This window comes from Variovorax sp. GW821-FHT09D07, assembly GCF_059416345.1.
In genome coordinates this window covers 108,049-133,479 of record NZ_JBWKOY010000008.1, presented here as the reverse complement: position 1 = coordinate 133,479, position 25,431 = coordinate 108,049, and the positions used below count along the sequence as shown (strand labels likewise).

25 protein-coding genes are annotated in these 25,431 nt (G+C 68.5%); 5 read left to right on the top strand and 20 right to left on the bottom strand.

The genetic code is table 11. The features are described 5' to 3' along the window. Positions 1–60: 60 nt before the first annotated feature. The 6 genes from AC07OX_RS24935 to AC07OX_RS24910 all read right to left on the bottom strand — a co-directional run bounded on the left by AC07OX_RS24935 (position 61) and on the right by AC07OX_RS24910 (position 7,096). Entirely contained in the window at positions 61–1,023 is a 963-nt protein-coding gene (locus tag AC07OX_RS24935; RefSeq protein ID WP_062482679.1) for an NAD(P)H-dependent flavin oxidoreductase, read from the bottom strand. An 80-nt stretch (positions 1,024–1,103) separates the two neighbouring features. Continuing rightward, entirely contained in the window at positions 1,104–2,894 is a 1,791-nt protein-coding gene (locus AC07OX_RS24930; RefSeq protein ID WP_070059450.1) for an acyl-CoA dehydrogenase, read from the bottom strand. An 86-nt stretch (positions 2,895–2,980) separates the two neighbouring features. Further along, positions 2,981–3,913: an electron transfer flavoprotein subunit alpha/FixB family protein gene (locus tag AC07OX_RS24925; RefSeq protein WP_369647558.1), complete on the bottom strand. Its 933-nt coding sequence runs from the start codon at positions 3,911–3,913 to the stop codon at positions 2,981–2,983. A gap of 13 nt (positions 3,914–3,926) precedes the next feature. Beyond that, positions 3,927–4,676, bottom strand: coding sequence for an electron transfer flavoprotein subunit beta/FixA family protein (locus tag AC07OX_RS24920; protein WP_495262239.1), 750 nt, complete (start codon positions 4,674–4,676; stop codon positions 3,927–3,929). Between the two features lie 137 nt (positions 4,677–4,813). Continuing rightward, on the bottom strand, positions 4,814–6,103 hold the full coding sequence (locus tag AC07OX_RS24915) for a mechanosensitive ion channel family protein (protein ID WP_159272338.1): 1,290 nt from the start codon (positions 6,101–6,103) through the stop codon (positions 4,814–4,816). Positions 6,104–6,142: 39 nt separating this feature from the next. Continuing rightward, positions 6,143–7,096, bottom strand: a complete 954-nt coding sequence (locus AC07OX_RS24910; RefSeq protein WP_354346362.1) for a histone deacetylase family protein — start codon at positions 7,094–7,096, stop codon at positions 6,143–6,145. A gap of 89 nt (positions 7,097–7,185) precedes the next feature. Here AC07OX_RS24910 and AC07OX_RS24905 point away from each other — a divergent pair, with 89 nt between their 5' ends. The 5 genes from AC07OX_RS24905 to AC07OX_RS24885 all read left to right on the top strand — a co-directional run bounded on the left by AC07OX_RS24905 (position 7,186) and on the right by AC07OX_RS24885 (position 12,922). After that, a complete protein-coding gene (locus tag AC07OX_RS24905) occupies positions 7,186–8,106 on the top strand; it encodes an AAA family ATPase (RefSeq protein WP_062482262.1) in 921 nt (306 codons plus the stop codon). Further along, the gene (locus tag AC07OX_RS24900) at positions 8,103–9,083 is read left to right on the top strand and encodes a DUF58 domain-containing protein (RefSeq protein ID WP_159277455.1); all 981 of its coding nucleotides are present in this window, start codon (positions 8,103–8,105) and stop codon (positions 9,081–9,083) included. The genes AC07OX_RS24905 and AC07OX_RS24900 overlap by 4 nt, the downstream gene beginning before the upstream one ends. A gap of 13 nt (positions 9,084–9,096) precedes the next feature. Continuing rightward, the gene (locus tag AC07OX_RS24895; protein ID WP_495262240.1) at positions 9,097–11,127 is read left to right on the top strand and encodes a transglutaminase TgpA family protein; all 2,031 of its coding nucleotides are present in this window, start codon (positions 9,097–9,099) and stop codon (positions 11,125–11,127) included. Between the two features lie 65 nt (positions 11,128–11,192). After that, positions 11,193–12,296 carry a lytic murein transglycosylase B gene (mltB, locus tag AC07OX_RS24890; RefSeq protein WP_159277457.1) on the top strand — a complete coding sequence of 368 codons (1,104 nt, stop codon included), beginning with the start codon at positions 11,193–11,195 and terminating at the stop codon, positions 12,294–12,296. A gap of 5 nt (positions 12,297–12,301) precedes the next feature. After that, complete coding sequence (locus tag AC07OX_RS24885; RefSeq protein ID WP_495262241.1) at positions 12,302–12,922, top strand: HD domain-containing protein; 621 nt, start codon at positions 12,302–12,304, stop codon at positions 12,920–12,922. Here AC07OX_RS24885 and AC07OX_RS24880 read toward each other — a convergent pair. The 14 genes from AC07OX_RS24880 to AC07OX_RS24815 all read right to left on the bottom strand — a co-directional run bounded on the left by AC07OX_RS24880 (position 12,901) and on the right by AC07OX_RS24815 (position 25,431). After that, entirely contained in the window at positions 12,901–13,422 is a 522-nt protein-coding gene (locus tag AC07OX_RS24880; protein WP_495262242.1) for a hypothetical protein, read from the bottom strand. The genes AC07OX_RS24885 and AC07OX_RS24880 overlap by 22 nt on opposite strands. Continuing rightward, complete coding sequence (locus AC07OX_RS24875) at positions 13,419–14,501, bottom strand: beta-ketoacyl synthase N-terminal-like domain-containing protein (protein WP_495262243.1); 1,083 nt, start codon at positions 14,499–14,501, stop codon at positions 13,419–13,421. Before AC07OX_RS24875 ends, AC07OX_RS24880 begins: the two co-directional genes overlap by 4 nt. Continuing rightward, positions 14,498–14,776 carry an acyl carrier protein gene (locus AC07OX_RS24870; RefSeq protein WP_062476711.1) on the bottom strand — a complete coding sequence of 93 codons (279 nt, stop codon included), beginning with the start codon at positions 14,774–14,776 and terminating at the stop codon, positions 14,498–14,500. Before AC07OX_RS24870 ends, AC07OX_RS24875 begins: the two co-directional genes overlap by 4 nt. Next, the gene (locus AC07OX_RS24865) at positions 14,773–15,930 is read right to left on the bottom strand and encodes an ABC transporter permease (protein WP_095947359.1); all 1,158 of its coding nucleotides are present in this window, start codon (positions 15,928–15,930) and stop codon (positions 14,773–14,775) included. Before AC07OX_RS24865 ends, AC07OX_RS24870 begins: the two co-directional genes overlap by 4 nt. Positions 15,931–15,942: 12 nt before the next feature. Beyond that, positions 15,943–16,851, bottom strand: coding sequence for an ABC transporter ATP-binding protein (locus tag AC07OX_RS24860; protein ID WP_495262244.1), 909 nt, complete (start codon positions 16,849–16,851; stop codon positions 15,943–15,945). Further along, positions 16,851–17,831, bottom strand: coding sequence for a BtrH-related acyltransferase DarH (gene darH / locus AC07OX_RS24855; protein WP_070059462.1), 981 nt, complete (start codon positions 17,829–17,831; stop codon positions 16,851–16,853). Before darH ends, AC07OX_RS24860 begins: the two co-directional genes overlap by 1 nt. After that, a complete protein-coding gene (locus AC07OX_RS24850; RefSeq protein ID WP_062476723.1) occupies positions 17,828–18,223 on the bottom strand; it encodes a DarG family dialkylresorcinol biosynthesis protein in 396 nt (131 codons plus the stop codon). The genes darH and AC07OX_RS24850 overlap by 4 nt, the downstream gene beginning before the upstream one ends. 2 nt (positions 18,224–18,225) lie before the next feature. Further along, complete coding sequence (locus tag AC07OX_RS24845) at positions 18,226–19,362, bottom strand: beta-ketoacyl-ACP synthase III (protein WP_495262245.1); 1,137 nt, start codon at positions 19,360–19,362, stop codon at positions 18,226–18,228. After that, positions 19,352–20,356: a dialkylresorcinol condensing enzyme gene (locus tag AC07OX_RS24840; RefSeq protein ID WP_495262246.1), complete on the bottom strand. Its 1,005-nt coding sequence runs from the start codon at positions 20,354–20,356 to the stop codon at positions 19,352–19,354. The genes AC07OX_RS24845 and AC07OX_RS24840 overlap by 11 nt, the downstream gene beginning before the upstream one ends. 168 nt (positions 20,357–20,524) lie before the next feature. Next, complete coding sequence (locus AC07OX_RS24835; protein ID WP_070059465.1) at positions 20,525–22,255, bottom strand: ABC transporter substrate-binding protein; 1,731 nt, start codon at positions 22,253–22,255, stop codon at positions 20,525–20,527. A gap of 88 nt (positions 22,256–22,343) precedes the next feature. Next, on the bottom strand, positions 22,344–22,652 hold the full coding sequence (locus tag AC07OX_RS24830) for a DUF2160 domain-containing protein (protein ID WP_062476731.1): 309 nt from the start codon (positions 22,650–22,652) through the stop codon (positions 22,344–22,346). Positions 22,653–22,664: 12 nt separating this feature from the next. Next, on the bottom strand, positions 22,665–23,477 hold the full coding sequence (locus AC07OX_RS24825; protein ID WP_062476734.1) for a carbohydrate ABC transporter permease: 813 nt from the start codon (positions 23,475–23,477) through the stop codon (positions 22,665–22,667). After that, on the bottom strand, positions 23,474–24,364 hold the full coding sequence (locus tag AC07OX_RS24820) for a carbohydrate ABC transporter permease (protein WP_062476737.1): 891 nt from the start codon (positions 24,362–24,364) through the stop codon (positions 23,474–23,476). The genes AC07OX_RS24825 and AC07OX_RS24820 overlap by 4 nt, the downstream gene beginning before the upstream one ends. Continuing rightward, the gene (locus tag AC07OX_RS24815; RefSeq protein ID WP_062476739.1) at positions 24,361–25,431 is read right to left on the bottom strand and encodes an ABC transporter ATP-binding protein; all 1,071 of its coding nucleotides are present in this window, start codon (positions 25,429–25,431) and stop codon (positions 24,361–24,363) included. The genes AC07OX_RS24820 and AC07OX_RS24815 overlap by 4 nt, the downstream gene beginning before the upstream one ends.

Genomic DNA, 25,431 nt, shown 5'->3' with positions numbered 1-25,431 from the left:
CAGGCACGGCCCCGCCGCCACCGCTCGCAGCGGAGGTCGATGCCGGTGCGTGCGAACCGTTCAAAGTGCCAATCGCTGTCGTGCTTCCTGGTATTCGCGCTTGAGCTTCTCGATGAAGGCGCCCGCGCTCGCCACTTCGGTGATCGCGCCGATGCCTTGGCCCGAGCCCCAGATGTCTTTCCAGGCCTTGGCCTTGCTGCCTTCACCGCCGCCGAAGTTCATGGTCGTCACGTCGCCTTCGGGCAGGTTGGCCGGGTCCATGCCGGCCTTGACGATGCTCGGGGCCAGGTAGTTGCCGTGCACCCCGGTGAACAGGCTCGAGTAGACGATGTCGTCCGAGTTGCCGTCCACGATGGCCTGCTTGTACTCCTCGCTCGCGCGCGCCTCTTCGGTCGCGATGAAGGCGGTGCCGATGTAGGCGAAGTCGGCGCCCATGGCCTGCGCCGCGAGCACCGCGCCGCCGGAGGCGATGGAGCCCGACAGCGCGATCGGGCCGTCGAACCACTGGCGGATTTCCTGCACCAGCGCGAACGGGCTCTTCACGCCTGCGTGGCCGCCGGCACCGGCTGCCACGGCGATGATGCCGTCGGCGCCCTTCTCGATCGCCTTCTGCGCGAACTTGTTGTTGATGATGTCGTGCAAGGTCACGCCGCCGTAGCTGTGCACCGCGTCGTTCACGTCGGTGCGCGCCCCCAGCGAGGTGATCACGATCGGCACCTTGTACTTCACGACCATCTCCATGTCGTGCTCCAGGCGGTCGTTGCTCTTGTGCACGATCTGGTTGATGGCGAAGGGCGCGGCCGGCTTGTCCGGGTTGGCCTTGTTGTAGGCCGCCAGCTCCTCGGTGATCTCGATCAGCCACTCTTCGAGCTGGGCGGCCGGGCGGGCGTTGAGCGCCGGCATCGAGCCGACCACGCCGGCCTTGCATTGCGCGATCACGAGCTTGGGGTTGCTGATGATGAACAGTGGCGAGCCGATGATCGGCAGCGGGAGGTTCGCGAGAACAGAAGGCAGCTTGGACATGTCGTCTCCGGGAAGGGGTTCGGTTTTATAAGAGCAAGGGGCCGCTGCCGCCCGTCAGATCGGCGACAGCGGCGTGTGCGTCAGAACGCTTCGAGCGCCAGCGCCGTGACGCTCTCGGCGCCTTCGACGATGCTGTCGCGGATGCCCGGCACCTTGTTCAGGATGTGCTCGGCGTAGAAGCGCGCGGTGGCAATCTTGGCCTGCATGAAGGCGACGTCGACGTTGTGCGAGGCCTGGTCCTGCGCCACGATGAGCGAACGCGCCAGTTGCCAGCCGGCCACGAGGTTGCCCGCGAGCATCAGGTACGGCACGCTGCCCGAGAACACGGCGTTGGGCGAGGCCTTGGTCTGGCCGGCGACGAAGTCGACCACGTCGATGAAGGCCAGGCGCGCGGCGGTCAGGCGCTTGAGGACGGCTGCGGCCGCGGCGCTGTCGCTCTTGGCGAGCTCGGCCTCGGTCTTCTCGATCTGCGCGGCAATCGCCTTGGCCGTCTGGCCGCCGTCGCGTGCGGTCTTGCGGCCCACGAGGTCGTTCGCCTGGATCGCGGTGGTGCCTTCGTAGATCGTGAGGATCTTCGCGTCGCGGTAGTACTGCGCCGCGCCGGTCTCCTCGATGAAGCCCATGCCGCCGTGCACCTGCACGCCCAGCGAGGTCACCTCGAGGCTCATCTCGGTGCTGTAGCCCTTCACCAGCGGCACCATGAATTCGTAGAAGGCCTGGTTCTGCTTGCGCGCGTCGGCATCGGGATGGTGGTGCGCGGCGTCGTAGGCGGCAGCAGCCACCGAGGCCATCGCGCGGCAGCCTTCGGTGTAGGCACGCATCGTCATCAGCATGCGCTTGACGTCCGGATGGTGAATGATGGGCGCGCTGGCGTTGATCGAACCATCGACCGGGCGGCTCTGCACGCGGTCCTTGGCGTAGGCCACGGCGTGCTGGTAGGCACGCTCGGCGATCGCGATGCCCTGCATGCCCACGGCGTAGCGGGCCGAGTTCATCATGATGAACATGTACTCGAGGCCACGGTTCTCCTGGCCCACGAGGTAACCGACGGCGCCGCCGTGGTCGCCGTACTGCAGCACGGCGGTCGGCGAGGCCTTGATGCCCATCTTGTGCTCGATGCTCACGCAGTGCACGTCGTTGCGCGCGCCCAGCGAACCGTCTGCGTTGACCATGAACTTCGGCACCACGAACAGGCTGATGCCCTTCACGCCTTCGGGCGCACCGCTCACGCGGGCCAGCACGAGGTGCACGATGTTCTCGGCCATGTCGTGCTCACCGTAGGTGATGAAGATCTTGGTGCCGAACACCTTGTAGGTGCCATCGGGCTGCGGCTCGGCGCGGCTGCGCACCATGGCCAGGTCGCTGCCGGCCTGCGGTTCGGTGAGGTTCATCGTGCCGGTCCACTGGCCGCTCACGAGCTTCTCGAGGTACACGGCCTTGAGCTCGTCGGAGCCGGCGGTGAGCAACGCCTCGATGGCGCCGTCGCTCAGCAGCGGGCACAGCGCGAAGCTCATGTTGGCCGAGTTGAGCATTTCGCCGCAGGCCGCGCCGATGGTCTTGGGCAGGCCCTGGCCGCCGAAGTCCGCCGGATGCTGCAGGCCCTGCCAGCCGCCCGACACGTACTGTGCGAAGGCGTCCTTGAAGCCCTTGCTGGTGGTGACTTCGCCGTCCTTGAAGGACGACGGGTTGCGGTCGCCTTCGACGTTCAGCGGCGCCACCACGTCCTGGTTGAAGCGCGCGCACTCTTCGAGCACGGCCTGTGCGGTTTCGAGGCCGGCGTCTTCGAAGCCGGGCAGCTTGGCGATCTCGCCGATGTTGGCCAGGTGTTCGATGTCGAACAGCATGTCCTTGAGGGGGGCGGTGTAGCTCATGTCTTCTCTCCAGGGGCCGCGGTGGGAGCGGCAGATGTAAAAAAGGCATCGCGAACGATGCCTTCTGGCTCAATGCGTTGAAGCGATCAGAGCGCCTTCACGAGTTCCGGCACGGCCGTGAACAGGTCGGCCACGAGGCCGTAGTCGGCCACCGAGAAGATCGGGGCTTCTTCGTCCTTGTTGATCGCGACGATGACCTTCGAGTCCTTCATGCCGGCCAAGTGCTGGATCGCGCCCGAGATGCCCGCAGCGATGTACAGCTGCGGCGCGACGATCTTGCCGGTCTGGCCCACTTGCCAGTCGTTCGGGGCGTAGCCTGCGTCCACTGCAGCGCGGCTGGCGCCCAGGCCTGCGTTCAGCTTGTCGGCCAGCGGCGTCATCACTTCATTGAACTTCTCGGCGCTGCCCAGCGCGCGGCCACCGGAGACGATGATCTTGGCGGCGGTCAGTTCGGGGCGGTCGCTCTTGGTGACTTCGCGGCCCACGAAGGCGCTCTTGCCGCTGTCGGCCACGCCTTCAGCCGTTTCGATGGCTGCGCTGCCACCGGTGGCTGCTGCGGCGTCGAAGCCGGTCGTGCGCACGGTGATCACCTTGGTGGCGTCGGTGCTCTGCACGGTGGCGATGGCGTTGCCGGCGTAGATCGGGCGCTCGAAGGTGTCGGGGCTGTCGACCTTGGTGATGTCGCTGATCTGCGCCACGTCCAGCTTGGCAGCCACGCGCGGTGCGACGTTCTTGCCGTTGGCGGTCGAGGGGAACAGGATGTGGCTGTAGTTGCCGGCGATCGCCAGCACTTGGGCGGCGACGTTCTCGGCGAGGTTCTCAGCCAGGCTAGCGCTGTCGGCAGCGATCACCTTGGACACGCCGGCGATCTGCGCGGCGGCCTTGGCGGCTTCAGCGGCGTTGGCACCGGCCACGAGGATGTGGACGTCGCCACCGCAAGCCAGCGCGGCGGTCACGGTGTTGAGGGTGGCCGGCTTGATGCTGGCGTGGTCGTGTTCGGCAATGACGAGTGCGGTCATGTTCGTTTCTTCCTCAGATCACTTTGGCTTCGTTCTTGAGCTTGTCCACCAGGGTGGCAACGTCAGGCACCTTGATGCCGGCGCCACGCTTCGGCGGCTCGCTGACCTTGAGGGTCTTCAGGCGGGGCTTGACGTCCACACCCAGGTCTTCCGGCTTGAAGGTGTCCAGCTGCTTCTTCTTGGCCTTCATGATGTTGGGCAGCGTCACGTAGCGCGGCTCGTTCAGGCGCAGGTCGGTCGTGATGACCGCGGGCAGCGTGAGCGTCAGGGTTTCCATGCCGCCGTCGACTTCACGGGCGACGGTGACCTTGTCGGCTGCGAGGTCGACCTTCGAGGCGAAGGTGGCTTGGGGCAGGTCGGCCAGCGCAGCCAGCATCTGGCCGGTCTGGTTGGCGTCGTCATCGATGGCTTGCTTGCCCAGGATGATCAGCTGGGGCTGTTCCTTGTCGACCAGTGCCTTGAGCAGCTTGGCCACGGCCAGCGGCTGCAGCTCTTCGCTCGTCTCGACCAGGATGCCGCGGTCGGCGCCGATGGCCATCGCGGTGCGCAGGGTTTCCTGGCACTTCGCATCACCGCAGGAGACAGCGATGACTTCAGTCACGATGCCCTTTTCCTTCAGCCGAACCGCTTCTTCGACAGCGATCTCGTCGAAGGGGTTCATGCTCATCTTGACGTTGGCAATGTCCACCCCGGTGCTGTCGCTCTTGACGCGCACCTTCACGTTGTAATCGACGACCCGTTTGACAGGCACAAGAACCTTCATTGACTTGACTCCATTGGATTGCAAAAAGGGGGGCTTCGAGAGCAGCCGGCCATTTTAGGACGCCGGCCTTGGCTGCCTCTCCATTCTTCTTGTCGGCCTCGAGGGCCATAAAAAAGAACGATCGTGCTTTTCCGTGATTATAAAACAGCGGGAGGCGCTGCGGCCACTCCCGCCGGCAAAGATTCCACTCGCAGCACCCGCTGCGGATAGGGAATGTCAATGCGGGCGGCGCGCAGCCCTTCGAGGATGGCGATGTTGATGGCCGAGCGCACGTTGTCCTTGCCCTTGTCAGGGTCGGCGACCCAGAAGTTCAGGCTGAACTCCAGGCCGTCGGGCGCGAAGGTGACGAGGTAGGCGATGGGCGCCGGGTCGGTCATGACGCGCGGCTGGGCCTTGGCGGCGTCGCACAGGATGCCCTGCACCTGCGCCACGTCGCTCTCGTAGCCGACCACGATGTTGGTCGTGATGTTGAATTTGCGGTCGGCCAGCGACAGGTTTTCGACACGGCCGGTGATCAGCGATTCGTTCGGCACGATGGCCTCGCGCCCGTTGCCCGCGCGAATGAGCGTGTAGCGCGTCTTGATGTCGGTGATGCGGCCTTCGAAGGTGTCGACCTTCACGTTGTCGCCGATGCGGATCGAGCGCTCCAGCAGGATCACGAAGCCGCTCACGTAGTTGGCCGCCAGCTTCTGCAGGCCGAAGCCCAGGCCCACGCCGAGCGCGCCGCCCAGCACCGACAGCGCCGTGAGGTCGACCCCCACCGCCGACAGAGCGAACAGCAGGCCGATCAGCAGCAGGAAGGCGCGCACCGCGTTCGACGCCACCTTGCGCATCGACAGGTCGCTCACGGCCTCGCGCAGGATGCGTTTTTCGATGGTGCTGGAGATCCACAGCGCGATCATCAGCACCAGCCCCGCCGACAACGCGCCCTGGATGATGGTCTGCAGGCTCACGCGGGTCTTGCCGAAGGCCAGCGTGATGTCGTCCAGTTCGGCCAGCACCGGCGGCAGCAGCCCGACGATCCACAGCACGGCGGCGATCCAGGCCAGCCAGGAGATGGTGCGCTCGATCAGCCGCACCAGGCTGGAGGTCGGGAACACGGCCCGCAGCACCCGCGCGAACAGCCGGATGACCGCCAGCGACAGGAACACCGGCACGGCGATGCGCAGCACCAGCACCACGGGCAGCACATCGAGCGCCACGCGGCGCGCAATGCCGGTGAGCACCAACGCGAGCAGCGGGAACAGCAGGCCGTCGAAGGTGCGCTCGCCGAACCAGATCGAATCCTTGGGCTGGTCGCGCCCGAACCATTTGCACACCGCCCATGCCACGGCCACGCACGTCACGAGCACGGTGAGTTCGATGCCCAGGCCGTGCGCGTCGACCTGTCGAAGGCGCTGGAGGAAGTCGTCGAAATTGAAATTCATCGGTGAAAGAAACAGGACGCCCCGCGGGCGCCAACCGGGTTACAGGTCCGCCAGCACGCGGATGTGCGCTTCCACGCTGCGCGCCAGGGCGTCGAGGTGATAGCCGCCCTCGAGCAGCGAGACGATGCGCCCGCGCGCATGGCGCTTGGCGACATCGCGCACGCGGCCGGTGATCCAGGCGAAGTCGTTTTCGTTGAGGCCGAGCTGGCCCAGCTCGTCCTCGCGGTGGGCGTCGAAACCGGCGCTGATGAAGACCATCTGCGGCTTGAAGGCCTCGAGCCGGGGCATCCAGATTGCCTCGACCAGCTCGCGCACGTCCATGCCCTTGGTGTAGGCCGGGATCGGCAGGTTGAGCATGTTCGAGGCCGGGTGCTCGGTGCCGCTGTACGGATAGAACGGGTGCTGGAAGAACCCGACCATCAGCACGCGCGGATCGTTCGACAGGATGTTCTCGGTGCCGTTGCCGTGGTGCACGTCGAAATCGACGACGGCCACGCGGTCCAGCCCATGCACCTCGAGCGCATGCCGCGCGGCAATGGCCACGTTGTTGAAGAAGCAGAAGCCCATGGCCTGCTCGCGGCAGGCATGGTGGCCCGGCGGGCGCACGGGGCAGAAAGCGTTCTCGATCTCGCCGGCCATCACGGCGTCGGTGGCCGCCACGGCAGCGCCCGCGGCGCGGCGCGCGGCCAGCAGGGTGAAGCGGGTGAGCACGGTGTCGGGGTCGACCTGCGCATGGTCGGGGCCGCCGGCGGGCGCGTCGGCCACGAGGCGCTGCTGCAGCTCCTCGAGGTGTTCGACATGCGCGTGGCTGTGGGCCCGGGTGATCTGTTCCAGCGTCGCCAGGGGCACCTCGCCCCGCGCCAGCGCGTCGCCGACGCCGGTCAACAGCAGCCGGTCTTCGATGGCATCCAGCCGCTCGGGGCATTCGGGATGCCCGTTGCCCATGTCGTGCTTCCAGAAGTCGCGATGCGTGAAGTAGCCTGTCTTGCCCATCTCTCGCCGTGTCTCGTGTCGTCGCGTCTAGACCTCACGCAGCATGGGGCCGCAAGGTCTTACGGTATCGTTTGCATATGGATACAAATATGGACGTTGCTGCGAAGCTAGCCACTTTGCTGAGTCAGCTTAACACGGTGATTGTTGGCAAAGAGGCCCAGGTGCGCGACTGCGTGGCCTGTCTGCTGGCGGGGGGGCACCTGCTGATCGAGGACGTGCCGGGGGTCGGCAAGACCACCCTGGCCCATGCGCTCTCGCACACTTTCGGCCTGCAGTTCTCGCGCGTGCAGTTCACGGCCGACCTGATGCCGGGCGACCTGTCGGGCGTGGCGATCTACGACCGGGGCCAGCAGGCCTTCGTGTTCCACCCCGGGCCGATCTTCGCGCAGGTGCTGCTGGCCGACGAGATCAACCGCGCCAGCCCCAAGACCCAGAGCGCACTGCTCGAGGCGATGGAAGAAAAGCAGGTCACGGTCGAGGGCGAGACCCGCCCCCTGCCCTCGCCCTTCTTCGTGATCGCCACGCAGAACCCCCAGGACCAGCTCGGCACCTTCGCGCTGCCCGAGTCGCAGCTCGACCGCTTCCTGATGCGCATCTCGCTGGGCTACCCCGACCGCGCGGCCGAGCGCCAGCTGCTGGCCGGCGCCGACCGCCGCGAGATGCTCGCCGGCCTGCCCGCGATGCTGACCGCCGGCGAGCTCACCGCCCTGCAGCAGCGCGTGCAGCAGGTGCATGCGGCCGAGCCGCTGCTGAACTACCTGCAGGACCTGATCGCCGCGACCCGCTCTGGCCGCTGGTTTTTGCAGGGCCTGTCGCCGCGCGCGGGCATCGCCGTGCTGCGCGCCGCCAAGGCGCAGGCGCTGCTGGCCAACCGGAACTACGTGGCGCCCGACGACGTGCAGGCCGTGCTGCCGCAGACCATCGCGCACCGCCTCACGCCCGTGGGCGATGCTGGTCGCGGCGCCGTCGAACAGGTGCGCGCCATGATCGCCGAGGTGCCGCTGCCGTGAACCCTGTCGGCGTCCTGCGCTCGCGCATCGACGGCTGGTTCCTCTCGCGCCGGGCCCCGTCGGACACGCTCGAACTCACCCAGCGCAACGTCTACATCGTGCCCACGCGCGCCGGCTGGACGCTGGCGGCCACGCTGCTGGTGCTGCTGGTGGCGTCGATCAACTACCAGCTCAACCTGGGCTACCTGCTGACCTTCCTGCTGGCCGGCAGCGTCGCCGTGGGCATGCATGTGTGCCACGCCACGCTGCGCGGGCTGGCGCTGCGCATGGTGCCGCCCGAGGCGCAGTTCGCCGGCGCCGCGGCGGTGCTGCGCGTGGTGCTGCACAACGAACGGCGCAGCGTGCGCTACGGCATCGGCATGGCGGTGCGCGGCAGCGGCCAGTGGGCCTGGACCGACGTGCCCGCCGAAGGCACGGCCACGGTGGAGATCGCCTTCCAGCCCGAGCGGCGCGGCCTGCACCCGGTGCCGCCGCTGACTGCCGAGACGCGCTTTCCGCTCGGCACCTTCCGCGTCTGGACGGTCTGGCGCCCGGCCGCGCAGCTGCTCGTGTACCCGACGCCCGAAGCCCATCCGCCACCGCTGCCGCCAGGCGAGCCGCTCTCGGGGCCCGCCGCCGCATCCGCCGCGATGCGGGCGCAGAACGCCGGCGAATACGACGGCGTGCGCGCCTACCGGCGCGGCGATCCGCTCAAGCTCGTGGTCTGGAAGAAGGCGGCCCGCGCGCAGGCCAACGGCTCCGAAGACCTGGTGAGCCGCGACACGCAGCACACGCAGCGCGAAGAGCTCTGGCTCGACGCGCATGCCGCCGCGCTGCCCGACATCGAGGCCCGCCTGTCGCGCCTGTGCGCCTGGGTGCTGATGGCCGACCGGCTGGGCGTGGACTATGGCGTGCGCGTCGCCGGCCGCACGGTGAAACCGTCGCAGGGCGAAGCGCACCGGCGCGCCTGCCTCGAGGCGCTGGCGCTGTGCGCATGAACGGGGTCGCCGCATGAACCGGGTCGTACGCGAACTCACCGCACTGCCGAGGGACGCACGGGACACGCTGTTCCTGCTGTGCGTCATCGGCCTCATCCTGCTGCCGCAGGTGAACGAGCTGCCCTGGTGGTGCTCGGCCATCACCGCCATGGTGCTGCTGTGGCGCGCCTCGCTGGCGGTGCAGGCGCGCCCGCTGCCCAGCAAGTGGTGGCGCCTCGCGCTGCTGGCGCTGGCGCTGGCCGGCACCTACGCCACCCACCGCACGCTGCTGGGCCGCGACGCGGGCGTCACGCTGGTCGTGTGCCTGCTGGCGCTCAAGACGCTGGAGCTGCGCGCGCGGCGCGACGCCTTCGTTGTCTTCTTCCTGGGCTTCTTCGCGATGCTCACGAACTTCTTCTATTCGCAGTCGCTGCTCACCGCCTTCACCATGCTGCTGGCGCTGCTGGGCCTGCTGACGGCGCTGGTCAACGCCCACATGCCGGTGGGCCGGCCGCCGCTGATGCAGGCCGCGCGCATGGCCGGCTGGATGGCACTGGCGGGCGCGCCGGTGATGCTCGCGCTGTTCCTGCTGTTCCCGCGCTTCGCGCCGCTGTGGGGCACGCCCGGCGACGCCATGGCCGGGCGCACCGGCCTGTCGAACACGATGCGGGTCGGCACCATCGCCGAGCTGGCGCTCGACGGGAGCATCGCGGCGCGCATCAAGTTCGACGACAACCGCGCGCCGCCGCAGAGCCAGCTGTACTTCCGCGGCCCCGTGCTGGCGCAGTTCGACGGCCGCGAATGGACGGCGCTGCCGACCTGGGTGCGCAGCGGGCAGGCGATGCCGAACCTGCGCACGCGCGGCGAGCCGGTGCGCTACGAGGTCACGCTCGAGGCCAGCCAGCGCCCGTGGCTGCTCACGCTCGACGCCGCGCCGCGCGCGCCCGAGGTGCCCGGCTACGAGGTCACCGGCACACCCGACCTGCAGTGGTTCGTGAACCGGCCGATCATGGACCTCGTGCGCTACCGCGCCGAGAGCCACCCGCAGTTCCAGAGCGGCCCATTGACGCGCACCGGCGGCCGGCTCCAGCCCTACCTGGTGCTGCCGCCCGGCAGCAACCCACGCACCGCCGCGCTCGCCGCCCAGATGCGCGCCGACCCCGCGCTGGCCGGCGCCGATGCCAACGCCTTCGTGCAGGCCGCCTTGCAACGCCTGCGCACCGGCGGCTACACCTACACGTTGGAGCCCGGCGTGTATGGCAACGAGACCGCCGACGAGTTCTGGTTCGACCGCAAGGAAGGTTTCTGCGAACACATCGCCTCGGCCTTCGTGGTGCTCATGCGCCACCTGCAGATTCCGGCACGCATCGTCACGGGCTACCAGGGCGGCGAGCTCAACAACGTCGACAACTACTGGGTGGTGCGCCAGAGCGACGCCCACGCCTGGGCCGAGGTGTGGCAAGAGGGCGCGGGCTGGGTGCGCGTCGACCCGACCGGCTCGGTCGCGCCGGGGCGCATCGGGCAGTTCCAGCGCCTCACGCCGCAGCCCGGCCTGTTCGCAGGCGCCATCGGCGTCATGAGCCCGACGCTGGTGCAGAACCTGCGCGCCGCCTGGGAGGCCGTGAACAACGGCTGGAACCAGTGGGTGCTCAACTACACGCAGAGCCGCCAGCTCGACCTGCTCAAGACCCTCGGCTTCAACGCCCCGAGCCTGGAAGACCTGGGCTACGTGCTGCTGTACCTGCTGGTGGCCGCGAGCCTGGCCGGCGCCGGCTGGACGCTGTGGGAGCGCAGCCGGCACGACCCGTGGCTGCGCCTGCTGGGCCGCGCCCGCGCGCGCCTGGCCAAGGCCGGCCTGTCGTTGCCCGAGACGGCGCCGCCGCGCCAGATGGCCCAGGCCGCCGACGCCCGCTTCGGGCCCGCCGCGCAAGCCGTGCGCGACTGGCTGCTGAAGCTCGAAGCCCAGCGCTACGCGCCCGCCGCGTCCGGCCCATCGGCCTCGCTCGCCGCGCTGCGCGCCGAGTTCCGCCGGCTGCCCTGGCCGCCCACGCCGCCGCGCGCCTGACGCGCGGCTGCAACCACATGTGTCCCCCGAAAGTGCGCATGCGCACGGGCGGCACAATCGTGCCCATGTCACACGCCTTCCCCACGCCCTTGCGCGCCGCAATGGCCGCCACCGCCCTCCTCGCCGCCTGCGTCGCCTGGCCCACGGGCGCCCTGGCCCAGAAGCCCCAGGCCAATGGCCGCCCCGCCGTCACGCCGGTGCGCGGCAGCACCCCCTACGCCACGCGCGACGACGCCATGGCGTTCGCCGACGACGTCGCCCAGCGCCGCAACCTCGACCGCGACTGGGTGCGCGCCACCATCGGTGCTGCGCGCTTCCTGCCCAACGTGCCGCGCCTGATGCTGCCCGGCCCGGTCGGCACGGTGAAGAACTGGCAGACCTATCGCAGCCGCTTCATCGACCCGGTGCGCATCGCGGCCGGCGTGCGCTTCTGGCGCGCCAATGCCGAGACACTCGCGCGCGCCGAGGCCACCTACGGCGTGCCGCCGGAAATCATCGTCGGCATCGTCGGCGTCGAGACCATCTACGGCCGCAACATGGGCAACTTCCGCGTGATCGATGCACTGGCCACGCTGTCCTTCGACTTCCCGCAGGGCCACCCGCGCGCGGCCGAGCGCATCGCCTTCTTCCGCGGCGAGCTCGAGAGCTTCCTGAGCACCGAAAGCCGCACCGCCGACGACCCGCTCACGCCCGTGGGCAGCTACGCCGGCGCCATGGGCATGCCGCAGTTCATGCCCAGCAGCATCGCCAAGTACGCGGTCGACTTCGACGGCGACGGCCGCATCGACCTCGTGAACAACCCGGTCGACGTGATCGGCTCGGTGGCGAGCTACTTCAAGGGCTTCGGCTGGACGCCGGGCATGCCGTCGATCTATCCGGTGCATTTCGAGGAAGCGCGCTTGAAGAAGGCGCTGCTGCTGGCGCCCGACATCCTGCCGACCTTCAGCGCCGACAGCTTCGTGGCCGCGGGCGCCGTGCCCGAGGGCGAAGGCCTGAAGCACAAGGGCCTGCTGGCGCTCATCGAGCTGCAGAACGGCCTCGACGCGCCGCCCACCTATGTCGCGGGCACGCGCAATTTCTACGTGATCACGCGCTACAACTGGAGCAGCTACTACGCGATGTCGGTGCTTGACCTCGGCCAGGAGGTCAAGGCCGCGATGGAGCAGTAACCGCGATGACACCGCAGGCGCTGCACGCGAACTGGAACGCCGCCTGGCAGGCGCTGGGCGTGGCCGCGCCCGACGACGCGCTGCGGCTCGAACTGCAACGCCGCTACGGCGAACCGCAGCGCCACTACCACACGATGCAGCACCTCGGCGAATGTCTCGCGTGGTTCGACCGGGAACAGGCGCTCGCCGAACGCCCCGGCGAGGTGGCGCTGGCGCTGTGGTTCCACGACGCGATCTACGACGTGCATGCGCACGACAACGAGGCCCGCAGCGCCGACTGGGCGCGGCAGGCGCTGCAGGCGGCCGGCGCGAGCGATGCGTCGGCCGAACGCGTCCACGCGCTCGTCATGGCCACGCGCCACGACGCCGTGCCCGAGGGCCGCGACGCCGAACTGTTGATCGACATCGACCTGTCGATCCTCGGCGCCGAGCGCGCGCGCTTCGACGAGTACGAGCGCCAGGTGCATGCGGAATACGGTTTCGTTCCCGAGGAGATTCGCCTGCCGCGCCGGCGCGCGATCCTCCAGCGCTTTCTCGACCGTCCGGCGATCTACGCCACGCCGCGCCTGCATGCACTGCTCGAAGCGCGGGCGCGCGAGAACCTTCAGCGCTCGATCGCGGGCTGAACCGTCGGCACCAGCCGCCACCATTCGGAGCGCGGCGGCACGTCGCCGAACGTCTCCTCCACCACACCGAACAGCAGCCCGTCGCGCCCCGCACCGAGCTGCGACAGCGCCAGCGGCCGCGCGAGGTCGCGGCACAGCATGAAGCTCGCATCGCCCTGCCAGTCGAGGCAGCGGCCGACCTCGGCCAGCATCAGCGCGGGCTGGCCCTGCATGAAGGTGAAGGGCATCGGCAAGCCCGCGTCGAGCTGCGCCAGCCCCGCGCGCGTGGCCTCCCACGCGCCGCGCCGGCTGGTCACGCGCAGGCGCGCGCCCGCCGGCAGCGCGGCTTCGCCGGCCGCGTCGAGGCAGCGCAGCGCGCCGTACATCGCCAGCTCGGTCCACAGGCCGACGCGGCGCGGCCGGCGGCCCAGGCGGGTCGCCAGCGCGTCGCGCCAGTCGTCGGGCGGCGGATGCGCCACGACATGCGCGACGGTGCGCCAGGGGGTTGCGACGTGGCTCATGCGGCGTTGCAATCCTTGAGCACCAGCGACGCATGCCCGCCGCCGAAGCCCACCACGTTGAGCAGGATGTGACGCAGCCGCGCCGGCGGCCCGTCGCTGAGCGCGATGCCGAGCGTCTCGTCGAGCGCATAGCCGACCGACGGCCAGGCGTCGCCTTCGATGCAGCCGATCAACAACGCCAGCTCCGCCGCCCCGGCCGCGCCCAGCGTGTGGCCGATCGCCGACTTGAGCGACACCAGCGGCGGCAGCGACGCGAACACCTGCCGCAGCGCCTCGACCTCGATCGCGTCGTTGACCGGGCTGCCGGCGGCCTGCACCTTGATGAGGTCGATGTCCGCGGGCTGCAGGCCGCTGCGCGCCAGCGTGTCGCGGCACATCGCGCGCACCGCGCTCGCCTCGGTGCCAGAGGGGTTGCGGCCGTCGACCACGTTGGCGCCGCCCAGCAGTGCCCAGCGCGCGGGTTGCGATCCGAGCCGCAACGCCGCCACCGCTTCGCCGAGCACCAGCCCCTGGCGCCCCGCGCCGAAAGGCCGCGCGCTGTCGGGCGCCAGCAGCTGCATCGCGCCGAAGCCGGCCACGGTGAAGCGGTTGTCGAGTTCGGCGCCGATCACCAGCGCCTCGCGCGCCTCGCCCGCGCGCACCATGTCGGCCGCCGCCAGCATCGCATTGAGCGCGGAGGTACAGGCGGTCGAGACGGTGAAGACCGGGCCTTGCCAGTCGAGCGCGGCGGCGGCGATGTCGGCGAAATCCTGCAGGTCGCCGCTCAGCCGCGCATCGTGCTGCGCATGCTCCATGGCCCCGATGTCGAGCGACGACGACGCCACGAACAGCGGCCCCTGCCGGTCCAGCCCGTCGCCGGTCTGCGCGACCACGCGACGCACCGTGTGCTGCACGCGCTGCGCCCAGTCGCCGGGCGGCACCGCCAGCGTGTAGACCGGCCACTGCAGGCCCTCGGCCACCGTCACCGGCGTGGGCGGCACGCCGCCGCGCCGCAGCGCCGCCAGCGCCGACGGCACATCGTCACCGAGCACGCAGGCCAGGCCCATGCCGGCCAGGTACACGGGGGCCACCAGGCTCATGCCTTGCCCGCTTGCGCCAAGTGTTCCGCCAGGTGCGCGATCGAGGTCATGGCGCGGCGCGTGTCCTTGCTGTCGGGCATGCGCAGGCCGAAGTGCTGCTGGATCGCCATCGACACCTGCAGCGCATCGAGCGAGTCGAGGTCCAGGCGCGCCTCGGGGCCGAACAGCGGCTCGTCGTCGCCGAGGCCGCCGGGCGGCGCGTCTTTTTCGACGGCCTCGAGCACGAGGGCCTTGAGGCGGGCGATGAATTCAGGAGAAGAAACGGTGCTCGTCACGGTGCGCGCCTGCGAAACAGAAAGACAGCCACGAAGAACATGAGGGCCGCGAACGCCACCAGCCGACCGACCTGCGGCAGCACCTCGGCCACGCCGCCGCCGCGCAGCAGCACGGTGAGCAGCGCTTCGAGCCCCCAGTTCATGGGAGAAATTTCGACCATGCGCTGCATGAAGCCCGGCATGACGAACTTGGGCACCATGATGCCGCCCGCCGCCGCCATCAGCACATTCACCATCGGCCCGAGCGTGGCGGCCTGCGCATGGCTCTTCACCAGGCAGGCCACCGCCAGCGACAGGCTCACCGCCGCCAGGCTCACGGCCGCGAGCGACAGCAGCAGGCCGCCCCAGTGGATGCCCGCGAGCGAGAGCGCATCGCCGCCGATCAGCGGCATGAACCAGATGCCCGCCGCCAGCATCAGCAGCGCCTGCAGCGCGTTCACACCGAGGTAGGGCAAGGCCTTGGAAGCCAGCAGCATCGAACGCGACACGCCCAGGCTCTGCAGCCGGCCGAGCGCGCCCGAGCCGCGCTCCTGCACGAACAGGCTGGACAGCGAGGCCACCACGAAGAACATGCCGAACACCAGCCAGGCCGGCACGTTCTGCTGCACCGACGTGGGCCGCGGGCCGGCGGTGGCGAAGCGCTCGGCCTGCACCATCGCCTGGATGGACGCGTCGGGCGCGGGGCTGGCCGTGCCGGGTACCGCCAGCGCGAGCCGCGCCTTGAGTTCGCCCGAGGCACCGATGAGTTCGGCGCGCAGCGCGTTGAACAGGTTGGCGTCGATGCCGGGTTCGGCCAGCAGGCGGATGTGGGCGCGCGTGGAGAGCGCGGCCGATTCCAGTTCGTCCGACAGGCCCGGCTCCAGCACGATCACGTACTTGAGCGTGCCACTGCGCAGGCGCGCCTGCCAGTCGGCGCCCAGCGGCTGCGGCGCGCCGTGGCTGCGCTGCCAGATCTGCAGCAGCCATTTGGCGGGCGTGCCGCTGTCGCGTGCATCGACCGCGTAGCTCAGCTCGGCCAGCGGCGGGCGGTAGATGTCCTTCAGCGTGAGCGACATCAGCACGATGAAGACCATCGGCATCACGAACAGCACGGCCAGCCCGTGCATGTCGCGCACGAGGGCCAGCAATTCCTTCTTGATGAGCGCTAGGAGCATGGCGTTCGATGATCAGTCGCGCAGCGAACGGTGCGTGAGCGCCATGAAGAGCTGCTCGAGGTCGTGCCGGCCGAACTCGGCCTGGCGCACCTCGATGCCTTCGGCTTCGAGCGCGGCCAGCACGGGGCCGGGGCCGGTGCCTGCGTTCAGGTGGATGCGCCAGTGCGCCGCGCCCTGCTCCACCGTGCCGAAGCGCGAGAGCCTCTGCGCGTCGAGCCCGTCGGCGGCCAGGGTCAGCAGCATCGCGCTTTGCGACAGCAGCGCGTCGAGCGGGCCTTCGCGCAGCACGCGGCCCTGGTCGAGGATGGCCACGCGGTCGGCGATGGCCTCGATCTCTTCCATGTAGTGCGAGGCGTAGATCACTGCCGCGCCAGCCTGCGCCAGGCTCTTGATCGCATCGAGGATGAAGGCGCGCGACTGCGGATCGACACCCACCGTCGGCTCGTCGAACAGCATCAGTTCGGGTTCGGGCAGCAAGGCGATCGCGAGGTTGAGCCGGCGCTTGAGGCCGCCCGAGAGCCGCTCGGCACGCACGCCCGCGAACTGCTCGAGCTGCGCGAACTGCGTGCAGGTGTCGATGCGCGCCTTCTTGCGCGCACCCGAAAGTTTGCCGGCCGCGGCGAAGCAGGCCAGGTTCTCGGCCACGGAGAGCATCGGGTAGAAGGCCTGGTCCTGCGGCGCCACGGCGATGCGCGTGGGCGCCTGGGCGCGCACCTGCTGCAGCGGCTGGCCGTCGATGCGGATGTCGCCCGACTGCACCGCGAGCGCGCCCGACAGGTGCGAGATCAGCGTGGTCTTGCCGGCGCCGTTGGGCCCCAGCAGCCCCAGCACGCAACCGCGCGGCACGGCGAGCGACACGTCGGCCAGCGCGGCCTTGTCAGCGTGCGGGTAGCGGTAGCCGAGCTGGTGCAGCTCCAACATCAGGCAACAGCGGCCTTGAGGTCGCGGAAGAAGGTTTCCTCTTGCTGCGCCTGCTCGCGCAGCTTGCCGGCGAGCGCCACCGGATCGACCGGCTCGCGGCCCTTGACCATGCGCGCCGCCTTGAGCGCGAACGCGCGCCAGCCGTCGCCGATGGCGATCAGGCGTTCGGACATCTGCGTGAGCTGCGGCTTGTCGAGCAACTGCGCCGCCTCCTGCAGGAAGCCCGCGTAGATGAAGCGAAAGCCCGCCCCGCCCGTGCCGATCTCTTCCTGCATGCGCACCAGATGGCCGATGAAGTCGACGCTGCGCGGATCGCTCGGTGACAGCTTCTGCATGCGCTTGGCCAGCGTGCGCATGCCGCGCACGCCCACGATGGGCACGGGCGCGAGCATGTTGCGCACGGTCTTGCGGATGGCCTTGGTGACCGAGGCGGCATCGACCGCCTTGCGCTCGATGGCCTGCGGGTAGTACATGAGGCCCTTGGGCGCCAGCACGCCCTTGGCGAAGCGGGCGCGCGACAGGTCTTCGCTCGCGCAGCGCACGGGTTCCTCGAACACCGGGTCGCTGATCAGGTAGTCGTCGCCGTCCTTGCCGTAGACCAGCAGGTTGTGCGCGTTGAAGTGAAAGCGCATGTTCGGCGGAAAGTACGGCAGCCAGTAGACCGAGGTCTGCAGGCCCACGAGCTGGCCGTCGGCCAGCAGCGCGTCCAGCCGCTGCTGCCCCGCTTGCGGGCTGCGGAAGGTCTCGAAGCGAAAGCGCGCGGCCATCGGCGCCAGCAGGCCCTTGATGATGGCCTTGGGCGGCATGCGGTACGAGATGAGCGGCAGGCCCGACAGCTTGATGAACGGCAGGTAGGCGAACGACAGCGCCGACGACAACCCCAGCGCCATCGCCTCGCTCATCGGCGCGCCGTGGTGGCGCATGAGGCTGGAGATGACGCCGCTTTCGCAGTGCGCCGCCTGTTGGTGTTGGAAGTTCACGGCAGGCCTTGCAGGGTGGAAACGGGCAGCCCCAGCGCCTGGCCGTAGCGGGCGAGCTGGGCCGGCGACAGCGCGGCGAAATGGCGCGGCTGCAGGTGGCGGCGCACGCGCCACTGCCAGAAGCCGCTGGTCTGCGAGAGCAGCGCCACGTCCATGCGACGCTCGTACATCCAGTACTCGAGCGGCGAGGCCAGCCCGGCCTTCACGCGCGCCTTGGCCTCCTGCGCCTGTTCGACCAGCACGTCGACCGCGTGGCTGGTGACGATCTCTTCCGCCTCCCAGCCCTTCGAGGTGGTGGTGACGACGCGGCCCTGCGCGTCGCGGGCGTACATCAGCTTGGAATGGCCCGCGAGGGTCGCGTTGCCCTCCTGTGGCACGGCATCGAGGTCCATGGCTACACAGCCTCCAGGTAGATGAAGCCGCTGGAGAAGCGACCGCTTTCCGGTACGAACATCAGCAACTTCTGGCCCCGCTTGATGCGGCCCGAGCGGAACAGCTCGTCGAGCATGATGTACGGCGAGGCCGAGCCCGTGTTGCCCTTGGTCGCGAGGTTGCTGAACCAGCGCTCGCGCGGAATCGGCAGGCCCAGCGACGCCAGGCTCGCGGCCACGGGCTCGACGAAATAGTGCGACGACAGGTGCGGCAGGAACCAGTCGATGTCGTCGGTCTTGAGCCCGCGCCGCTCGATGATGGCGGCCAACGGCTCGGCCAGCGTGGCGCGCACGATGTTGTCGTTGAGCAGGCGCACGTCCTGCTTGACGGCGAAAGTCGAGTCGCGCTGCCAGTCGGCCGGCGAGGTGCGGGCCCAACCGTCGAGGCCGCCCTGCTCGTTCTTGTCGGCACCGGCATACATGCACACCGGCAGCTCGTGCGCCGCCGACGACAGCTCGATCCATTCGACACGCAGCGACAGCGGCCCGCGCGGCTCGCGCTCCAGCAGCACCGCGCCGGCGCCGTCGGACAGCATCCAGCGCAGGAAGTCTTTTTCGAAGGCGATCTCGGGGCGTGCTTCGAGCGCTTCGAGCTTGTGCTCGAGCTCGGCCTCGAAGTTGATGCCGCGCATCACGGCCGAGGCCAGCTCGGAGCCCGTGGCGACCGCGCGCCGCGCGTCGCCCGCGCGCACCGACAGCCACGCATGCTTGAGCGCCGCCGCGCCGGCCAGGCAGATGCCGGCGCAGGCCACCACCTCGAGCCGGGGCCAGCCCAGTTCGCCATGCACCATCACCGCGTGATTGGGCATGAGCTGGTCGGGCAGCGAGGTGCCGGTGGCCAGGCAGTCGACCGGGCCGATGTCGTCGCCCAGCGCGCGGATGGCCGCGGCGGTGAGCTGTGCGTTGGTCATGGCCAGCTGGCCGGTGGCGCGGTCGATGGCGTAATGGCGCGACTGGATGCCGTTGCTGCGCAGGATGAGGCGTCGCGCACGCGACACCTTGCCGCCGATGCGGCCCAACACTTCTTCGATGTCTTCGTTGCTGACCGGAGAAAAAGGCAGGAAGGCAGCGGTGCGGGTCAGGAAAACATCAGTCGTCATAGAGAGGGAGCCGGTCCGTGGCAGAGCCCGACGGGCGCTCGAATTGAGCCGTCATTTTAGTCAGCCACCCTCGGAACAACGGCCGCAGCAAGGCCTGCAGCGTCAGGCTCACCGGCACGACGGTGACGATCAGTGCCAGCAGAAACAGCACGTACAGCAAGAGCAGCGGCTTGCGCACCGCCGCGCCCGGCCCGCCGGCCGCCATGATCAGCTTGCCCCAGAGGTAGAAGCTGCGCGTGCCGGCCTTCTCGCTGATGAGCAGCCGCGCCTGGGCGCGCACCGCGCCCAGCCCGGCCAGCAAGGGCGCATCGCCCTGCTCGCGGCCTTCATGCAGCGCGTCGCGCAGGGCCCGGCCGAAACGGCCGCAGCCGTGGATCTGTTCCTCGCTCAGGCCCGCGTCGGGCATGCCCCAGAAGCCGCGCTTGCGACCCCAGATGAGCCAGGCCGGCGTGGTGAAGAAGGTGGCGAGCGTCGGGCCCGGGTCGGTGAGCACCACGTTGTCGATCAGGCGCGCGCCGGTGGCGGCGAGCAGGCCCTTGAGCTTTTCGTGGGCCAGCAGCCACATGTTGCGACAGGCGATGACCGTGACCACGGGTTTTCCCTTGAGCAGCCGTGCCGCCACGGGGTGCTGCAGGAAGGCCACGACCGGCTGCGCAGGCGCCAGGAACCAGACCTGGTACGGCAGGATGACGAGGTCGAAGTCTTCGTCGCCCGTGAGCGTCAGCGGCGCCAGCGGGCCTGGCTTCAGGTGGGCCGACTCGGGGAACGCGTCGAAGAAGGTCAGGAACGGCCAGGGAAAGGGAAAGCGCTGCAGCGGCCGCAACGTCTCCACGCGCAGTTCAACGCCCGGGTCGGCGCGCAGCGGCGCGGCGATCTGCCCGGCCACGCGGTCGAGTTGCCCGGTCTGCGAGTACTGGATCAGCAGGACGCGTTTGACACGCGCGCTCGGGGTGGCAGGAGGGCTGGCGGTGGGGCTGGAAGAACTTGGATTCACTGGCGGGCCGTGGCGGGGGCCGTCGAATGTAAGCGAACCTTTTCAAAGGTGCATCTGCCATAGGTCATGGCGTCGCGTGAATCCGACGAACCAGGGCGCCAGAAAGCGAAAAAGGGCCGCACCTCGCGGCGCGGCCCTTGTTTGCAATTGCTGCTGGCGAAGCGCCGGTCAGCGCACCTTGCCGGCCTTCCAGGCGCTCAGCAGCTTGTTGTAGTCGATGGTCTCGCCCTTGGGCTTCTCGTTGGCCAGCTTCTTCCACGGGGCGTGCTGGTCGCTGAGCCACTTGTTCGGGTCGCCCTTGGCGTTGAGCTTGGGCGCGCAGTGGGCCATGCCGGCGCGTTGCAGGCGGCCCATCACGTTGTCCATCTCGTCGGCCAGGTTGTCCATGGCTTTCTGCGGGGTCTTCTCGCCCGTGACGGCCTCGGCCACGTTCTTCCACCACAGCTGCGCCAGCTTGGGGTAGTCGGGCACGTTGGTGCCGGTGGGCGTCCATGCCACGCGGGCCGGGCTGCGGTAGAACTCGACCAGGCCGCCCAGCTTGGGCGCCATGTCGGTCATGGCCTTGCTCTGGATGTCCGATTCGCGGATCGGGGTCAGGCCCACGATGGTCTTCTTGAGCGAGACGCTCTTGGAGGTCACGAACTGGGCGTAGAGCCAGGCGGCGGCGGTCTTGTTGGCGTCATGGCCGTTGAAGAAGGACCACGAACCCACGTCCTGGTAGCCGTTCTGCATGCCCTGCTTCCAGTACGGGCCGTTCGGGCCGGGCGCCATGCGCCACTTGGGCGTGCCGTCCTCGTTCACCACGGGCAGGCCCTTCTTGGTCATGTCGGCCGTGAAGGCCGTGTACCAGAAGATCTGCTGGGCGATCTGGCCCTGCGCGGGCACCGGACCGGCTTCGCCGAAGGTCATGCCCATGGCTTCCTTGGGCGCGTACTTCTTCATCCAGTCGATGTACTTGGTGAGCGCGTACACGGCGGCCGGCGAGTTGGTCGCACCGCCGCGCGACACGGCCGCGCCCACGGGCGTGCACTTGTCGTCGGCCACGCGGATGCCCCACTCGTCGATCGGCATGCCGTTGGGGGTGCCGATGTCGGCGGTGCCGGCCATCGAGAGCCACGCATCGGTGAAGCGCCAGCCCAGCGACGGGTCCTTCTTGCCGTAGTCCATGTGGCCGTAGATCGGCTTGCCGTCGATGGTCTTCACGTCGACGCTGAAGAACTCGGCGATGTCCTCGTAGGCGCTCCAGTTCAGCGGCACGCCCAGGTCGTAGCCGTACTTGGCCTTGAACTTGTCCTTCAGGTCCTTGCGATCGAACAGGTCGGCGCGGAACCAGTACAGGTTGGCGAACTGCTGGTCGGGCAGCTGGTAGAGCTTGCCGTCGGGCGCGGTGGTGAACTTGGTGCCGATGAAGTCCTTGAGGTCGAGCCCGGGGTTGGTGTACTCCTTGCCCGCACCGGCCATGTAGTCGGTGAGGTTCATCATCTTGCCGTAGCGGTAGTGCGTGCCGATGAGGTCGGAGTCGGAAATCCAGCCGTCGTAGATCGACTTGCCCGACTGCATCGAGGTCTGCAGCTTCTCGACCACGTCGCCTTCCTGGATCAGGTCGTGCTTGACCTTGATGCCGGTGATTTCCTCGAAGGCCTTGGCCAGCGTCTTCGATTCGTATTCATGCGTGGTGATGGTCTCCGACACCACCGAGATTTCCTTGACGCCCTTGGCCTGCAGCTTCTTGGCCGCGTCGATGAACCACTTCATCTCGGCCGCCTGCTGGTCCTTGCTCAGGGTCGACGGCTGGAACTCGCTGTCGATCCATTTCTTGGCTTCGGGCTCTGCGGCCCATGCGCCGTGCGCGGCGACCATCGCCGCCGCCATTGCCAATGCCGTGTAGCGCATCTTCATGAATGTGTCTCCTCGGTTGTGCTTCCCCGGTTTTTTCATCGCGGCTCCGGGGAGGCGGAGAGCCGGACGCGTTGACGAAATCGGTGGGCTAGCCTTTGCGCATCACGAGCGCGAGCACGAACATCGACAGCACGAAGCCGATCCAGATCGAGGGCTCGGCCTCCAGGCTCAGCCACTCCTGCACCTTGCCGGCCAGGCCGACGAAGATCAGGTTGACGTAGGCCGCGGACAGCAGGCCGATGAACAGCCGGTCGCCGCGCGTGGTGGCAATGGGCAGCCAGCCACGGCGCATCGTGGTGGGCGACTTGAATTCCCACACGGTCATGCCGACCAGCATGAGCGCGATGCAGCTGAAGAAAACGGCCACCGGGGTGGTCCAGACCATCCAGTCGAACATCTCTCGACCTCCTTAGACGCGGCCCATCGCAAAGCCTTTTGCGATGTAGTGGCGGACAAACCAGATCACGATCGCGCCGGGCACGATGGTGAGCACGCCGGCCGCGGCCAGCGTCGCCCAGTCCATGCCCGAGGCGCTCACCGTGCGCGTCATCGTCGCCACGATGGGCTTGGCGTTCACGCTCGTGAGCGTGCGCGCCAGCAGCAGTTCGACCCAGCTGAACATGAAGCAGAAGAACGCCGCCACGCCCACGCCGGCCTTGATGAGCGGCAGGAAGATGGTGAGGAAGAAGCGCGGGAACGAGTAGCCGTCGATGTACGCCGTCTCGTCGATCTCGCGCGGAATGCCGCTCATGAAGCCTTCAAGAATCCACACCGCCAGCGGCACGTTGAACAGCAGGTGCGCCAGCGCCACGCCCAGGTGCGTGTCCATGAGGCCGACGGTGCTGTACAGCTGGAAGAACGGCAGCAGGAACACCGCGGGCGGCGTCATGCGGTTCGTCAGCAGCCAGAAGAACACGTGCTTGTCGCCCAGGAACGAATAGCGCGAGAACGCATACGCCGCCGGCAGCGCCACGGTGAGCGAGATCACCGTGTTGATCGCGACGTAGATCAGGCTGTTGATGTAGCCCGAGTACCACGACTCGTCGGTGAAGATGCGCGCGTAGTTGGCCCAGGTGAGCTGCTGCGGGAAGAACGAGAAGCTCGAAAGGATCTCCTCGTTCGTCTTGAAGCTCATGTTGACCATCCAGTAGATGGGCAACAGCGCGAACAGGATGTACAGCAGCAAAAAGATGCTGCGCTTGTGGAATCGCTTTTCGTTCATTGTTCTTTCTCCACTTCTTGCGTGCCCACGCGCTGCATCCAGTTGTAGAGCACGAAGCAGAACAACAAAATGATCAGGAAATAGATCAGCGAGAACGCCGCCGCCGGCCCGAGGTCGAACTGCCCCACGGCCTTCTGCGTGAGGTACTGGCTCAGGAAGGTGGTCGCGTTGCCCGGCCCACCGCCCGTCAGCACGAAGGGCTCGGTGTAGATCATGAAGCTGTCCATGAAGCGCAGCAGCACCGCGATCATCAGCACGCCGCGCATCTTGGGCAGCTGGATGTAGCGGAACACCGCGAACTTGCTGGCGCCGTCGATGCGCGCGGCCTGGTAGTAGGCGTCGGGAATGGAGCGCAGGCCGGCATAGCAGAGCAAGGCCACCAGCGGCGTCCAGTGCCACACGTCCATCACCAACACCGTGAGCCACGCGTCGGTCGCGCTGCCCGTGTAGTTGTATTCGATGCCCATGACCTGCAGCGCGTGGCCCAGGAGGCCGATGTCGGCGCGGCCGTAGATCTGCCAGATGGTGCCCACCACGTTCCACGGAATGAGCAGCGACAGCGCCACCACCACCAGCACCGCCGACGACTTCCAGCCCGTGGCCGGCATCGACAGCGCGAGCGCGATGCCCAGCGGAATCTCCACCAGCAGCACCGACAGCGAGAAGCCCAGCTGGCGCCACAGCGCCTGGTGCAGCTCGTCGTCGCGCATCACGGCGGCGAACCATTCGGTGCCGACGAACACGCGCCGGTCGGGCGAGATGATGTCCTGCACCGAGTAGTTGACCACCGTCATCAGCGGCACGATGGCCGAGAAGGCCACGCAGATCAGCACCGGCAGCACCAGCCACCATGCCTTCTGGTTGATCGGCTTGTTCGTCGGGTTCATGCGACCAGTTCCTCGTCCTTGTAGTAGCAGGTGTGGGTGTCGAGCACCCGCAGCCACACCGTGTCGCCCACCGAGGGCGGCTGTTCGTCCGAATGCATGCGCACCTTGACCACGCCGCCGTCGACTTCGGCGCTGAGCATCGCGTGCGTGCCGACGTCCTGCACCTGCTTCACCACTGCCGGCACGGCGCCGGCGGCACCGGCGTTCGACAGGCGCAGGTACTCGGGCCGGATGCCGATCTTGAGCGCGCCGGGCGGCAGCTCGCGCGTGGGCACCAGCGGCGTGCCCGCCACTTCGAGCGCACCGTTGGCGCTGTGGGCCGACAGGAAGTTCATGCCCGGCGAGCCGATGAAATGGCCGACGAAGGTGTGGGCCGGCCGCTCGAACAGCGCTTCGGCACTGCCCACCTGCACGGCCTTGCCGCGCGTCATGACCACCACCTCTTCGGCGAAGGTGAGCGCCTCGACCTGGTCGTGCGTCACGTAGATCAGCGTGAGCTTGAGCTCGCGGTGGATCTGCTTGAGCTTGCGGCGCAGCTGCCACTTCAGGTGCGGATCGATCACGGTGAGCGGTTCGTCGAACAGCACCGCCGACACGTCGCTGCGCACCAGGCCGCGGCCCAGCGAGATCTTCTGCTTGGCGTCCGCCGCCAGGCCCGCGGCGCGCTGGTTGAGCTGGCCGCTCATGTCGAGCATTTCGGCGATCTCGCCGACGCGCTTCTTGATCTGGTCTTCGGGCACCTTGCGGTTGCGCAGCGGGAACGCGAGGTTCTCGGCCACGGTCATGGTGTCGTAGATCACCGGAAACTGGAACACCTGCGCGATGTTGCGTTCCTGCGGCGTGGCGCGCGTCATGTCGCGGCCGTCGAAGCTCACGCTGCCCTGCGAAGGCACGAGCAGGCCCGAGATGATGTTGAGCATGGTCGTCTTGCCGCAGCCCGAGGGGCCGAGCAAGGCGTACGCGCCGCCGTCGCGGAAGCTCATCTTGAGCGGGAGCAGCGCATAGTCGCTGTCCTGCGTGGGGTTGGCGCGGTAGGCGTGGGCCAGGTCGAGATCGATGCGTGCCAT

Bases quoted from the DNA above. Each gene is read 5' to 3' on its own strand.
- AC07OX_RS24905 (WP_062482262.1), top strand. From the start codon at position 7,186: ATGGACGTTGCTGCGAAGCTAGCCACTTTGCTGAGTCAGCTTAACACG.
- AC07OX_RS24880 (WP_495262242.1), bottom strand. From the start codon at position 13,422: ATGAGCCACGTCGCAACCCCCTGGCGCACCGTCGCGCATGTCGTGGCG.
- AC07OX_RS24865 (WP_095947359.1), bottom strand. From the start codon at position 15,930: ATGCTCCTAGCGCTCATCAAGAAGGAATTGCTGGCCCTCGTGCGCGAC.
- AC07OX_RS24920 (WP_495262239.1), bottom strand. From the start codon at position 4,676: ATGAAGGTTCTTGTGCCTGTCAAACGGGTCGTCGATTACAACGTGAAG.
- AC07OX_RS24930 (WP_070059450.1), bottom strand. From the start codon at position 2,894: ATGAGCTACACCGCCCCCCTCAAGGACATGCTGTTCGACATCGAACAC.
- AC07OX_RS24875 (WP_495262243.1), bottom strand. From the start codon at position 14,501: ATGAGCCTGGTGGCCCCCGTGTACCTGGCCGGCATGGGCCTGGCCTGC.
- AC07OX_RS24925 (WP_369647558.1), bottom strand. From the start codon at position 3,913: ATGACCGCACTCGTCATTGCCGAACACGACCACGCCAGCATCAAGCCG.
- AC07OX_RS24815 (WP_062476739.1), bottom strand. From the start codon at position 25,431: ATGGCACGCATCGATCTCGACCTGGCCCACGCCTACCGCGCCAACCCC.
- AC07OX_RS24885 (WP_495262241.1), top strand. From the start codon at position 12,302: ATGACACCGCAGGCGCTGCACGCGAACTGGAACGCCGCCTGGCAGGCG.
- AC07OX_RS24825 (WP_062476734.1), bottom strand. From the start codon at position 23,477: ATGAACGAAAAGCGATTCCACAAGCGCAGCATCTTTTTGCTGCTGTAC.
- AC07OX_RS24820 (WP_062476737.1), bottom strand. From the start codon at position 24,364: ATGAACCCGACGAACAAGCCGATCAACCAGAAGGCATGGTGGCTGGTG.
- AC07OX_RS24895 (WP_495262240.1), top strand. From the start codon at position 9,097: ATGAACCGGGTCGTACGCGAACTCACCGCACTGCCGAGGGACGCACGG.
- AC07OX_RS24850 (WP_062476723.1), bottom strand. From the start codon at position 18,223: ATGGACCTCGATGCCGTGCCACAGGAGGGCAACGCGACCCTCGCGGGC.
- AC07OX_RS24915 (WP_159272338.1), bottom strand. From the start codon at position 6,103: ATGAATTTCAATTTCGACGACTTCCTCCAGCGCCTTCGACAGGTCGAC.
- AC07OX_RS24910 (WP_354346362.1), bottom strand. From the start codon at position 7,096: ATGGGCAAGACAGGCTACTTCACGCATCGCGACTTCTGGAAGCACGAC.
- AC07OX_RS24845 (WP_495262245.1), bottom strand. From the start codon at position 19,362: ATGACGACTGATGTTTTCCTGACCCGCACCGCTGCCTTCCTGCCTTTT.
- AC07OX_RS24835 (WP_070059465.1), bottom strand. From the start codon at position 22,255: ATGAAGATGCGCTACACGGCATTGGCAATGGCGGCGGCGATGGTCGCC.
- AC07OX_RS24860 (WP_495262244.1), bottom strand. From the start codon at position 16,851: ATGTTGGAGCTGCACCAGCTCGGCTACCGCTACCCGCACGCTGACAAG.
- mltB (WP_159277457.1), top strand. From the start codon at position 11,193: ATGTCACACGCCTTCCCCACGCCCTTGCGCGCCGCAATGGCCGCCACC.
- AC07OX_RS24935 (WP_062482679.1), bottom strand. From the start codon at position 1,023: ATGTCCAAGCTGCCTTCTGTTCTCGCGAACCTCCCGCTGCCGATCATC.
- AC07OX_RS24830 (WP_062476731.1), bottom strand. From the start codon at position 22,652: ATGTTCGACTGGATGGTCTGGACCACCCCGGTGGCCGTTTTCTTCAGC.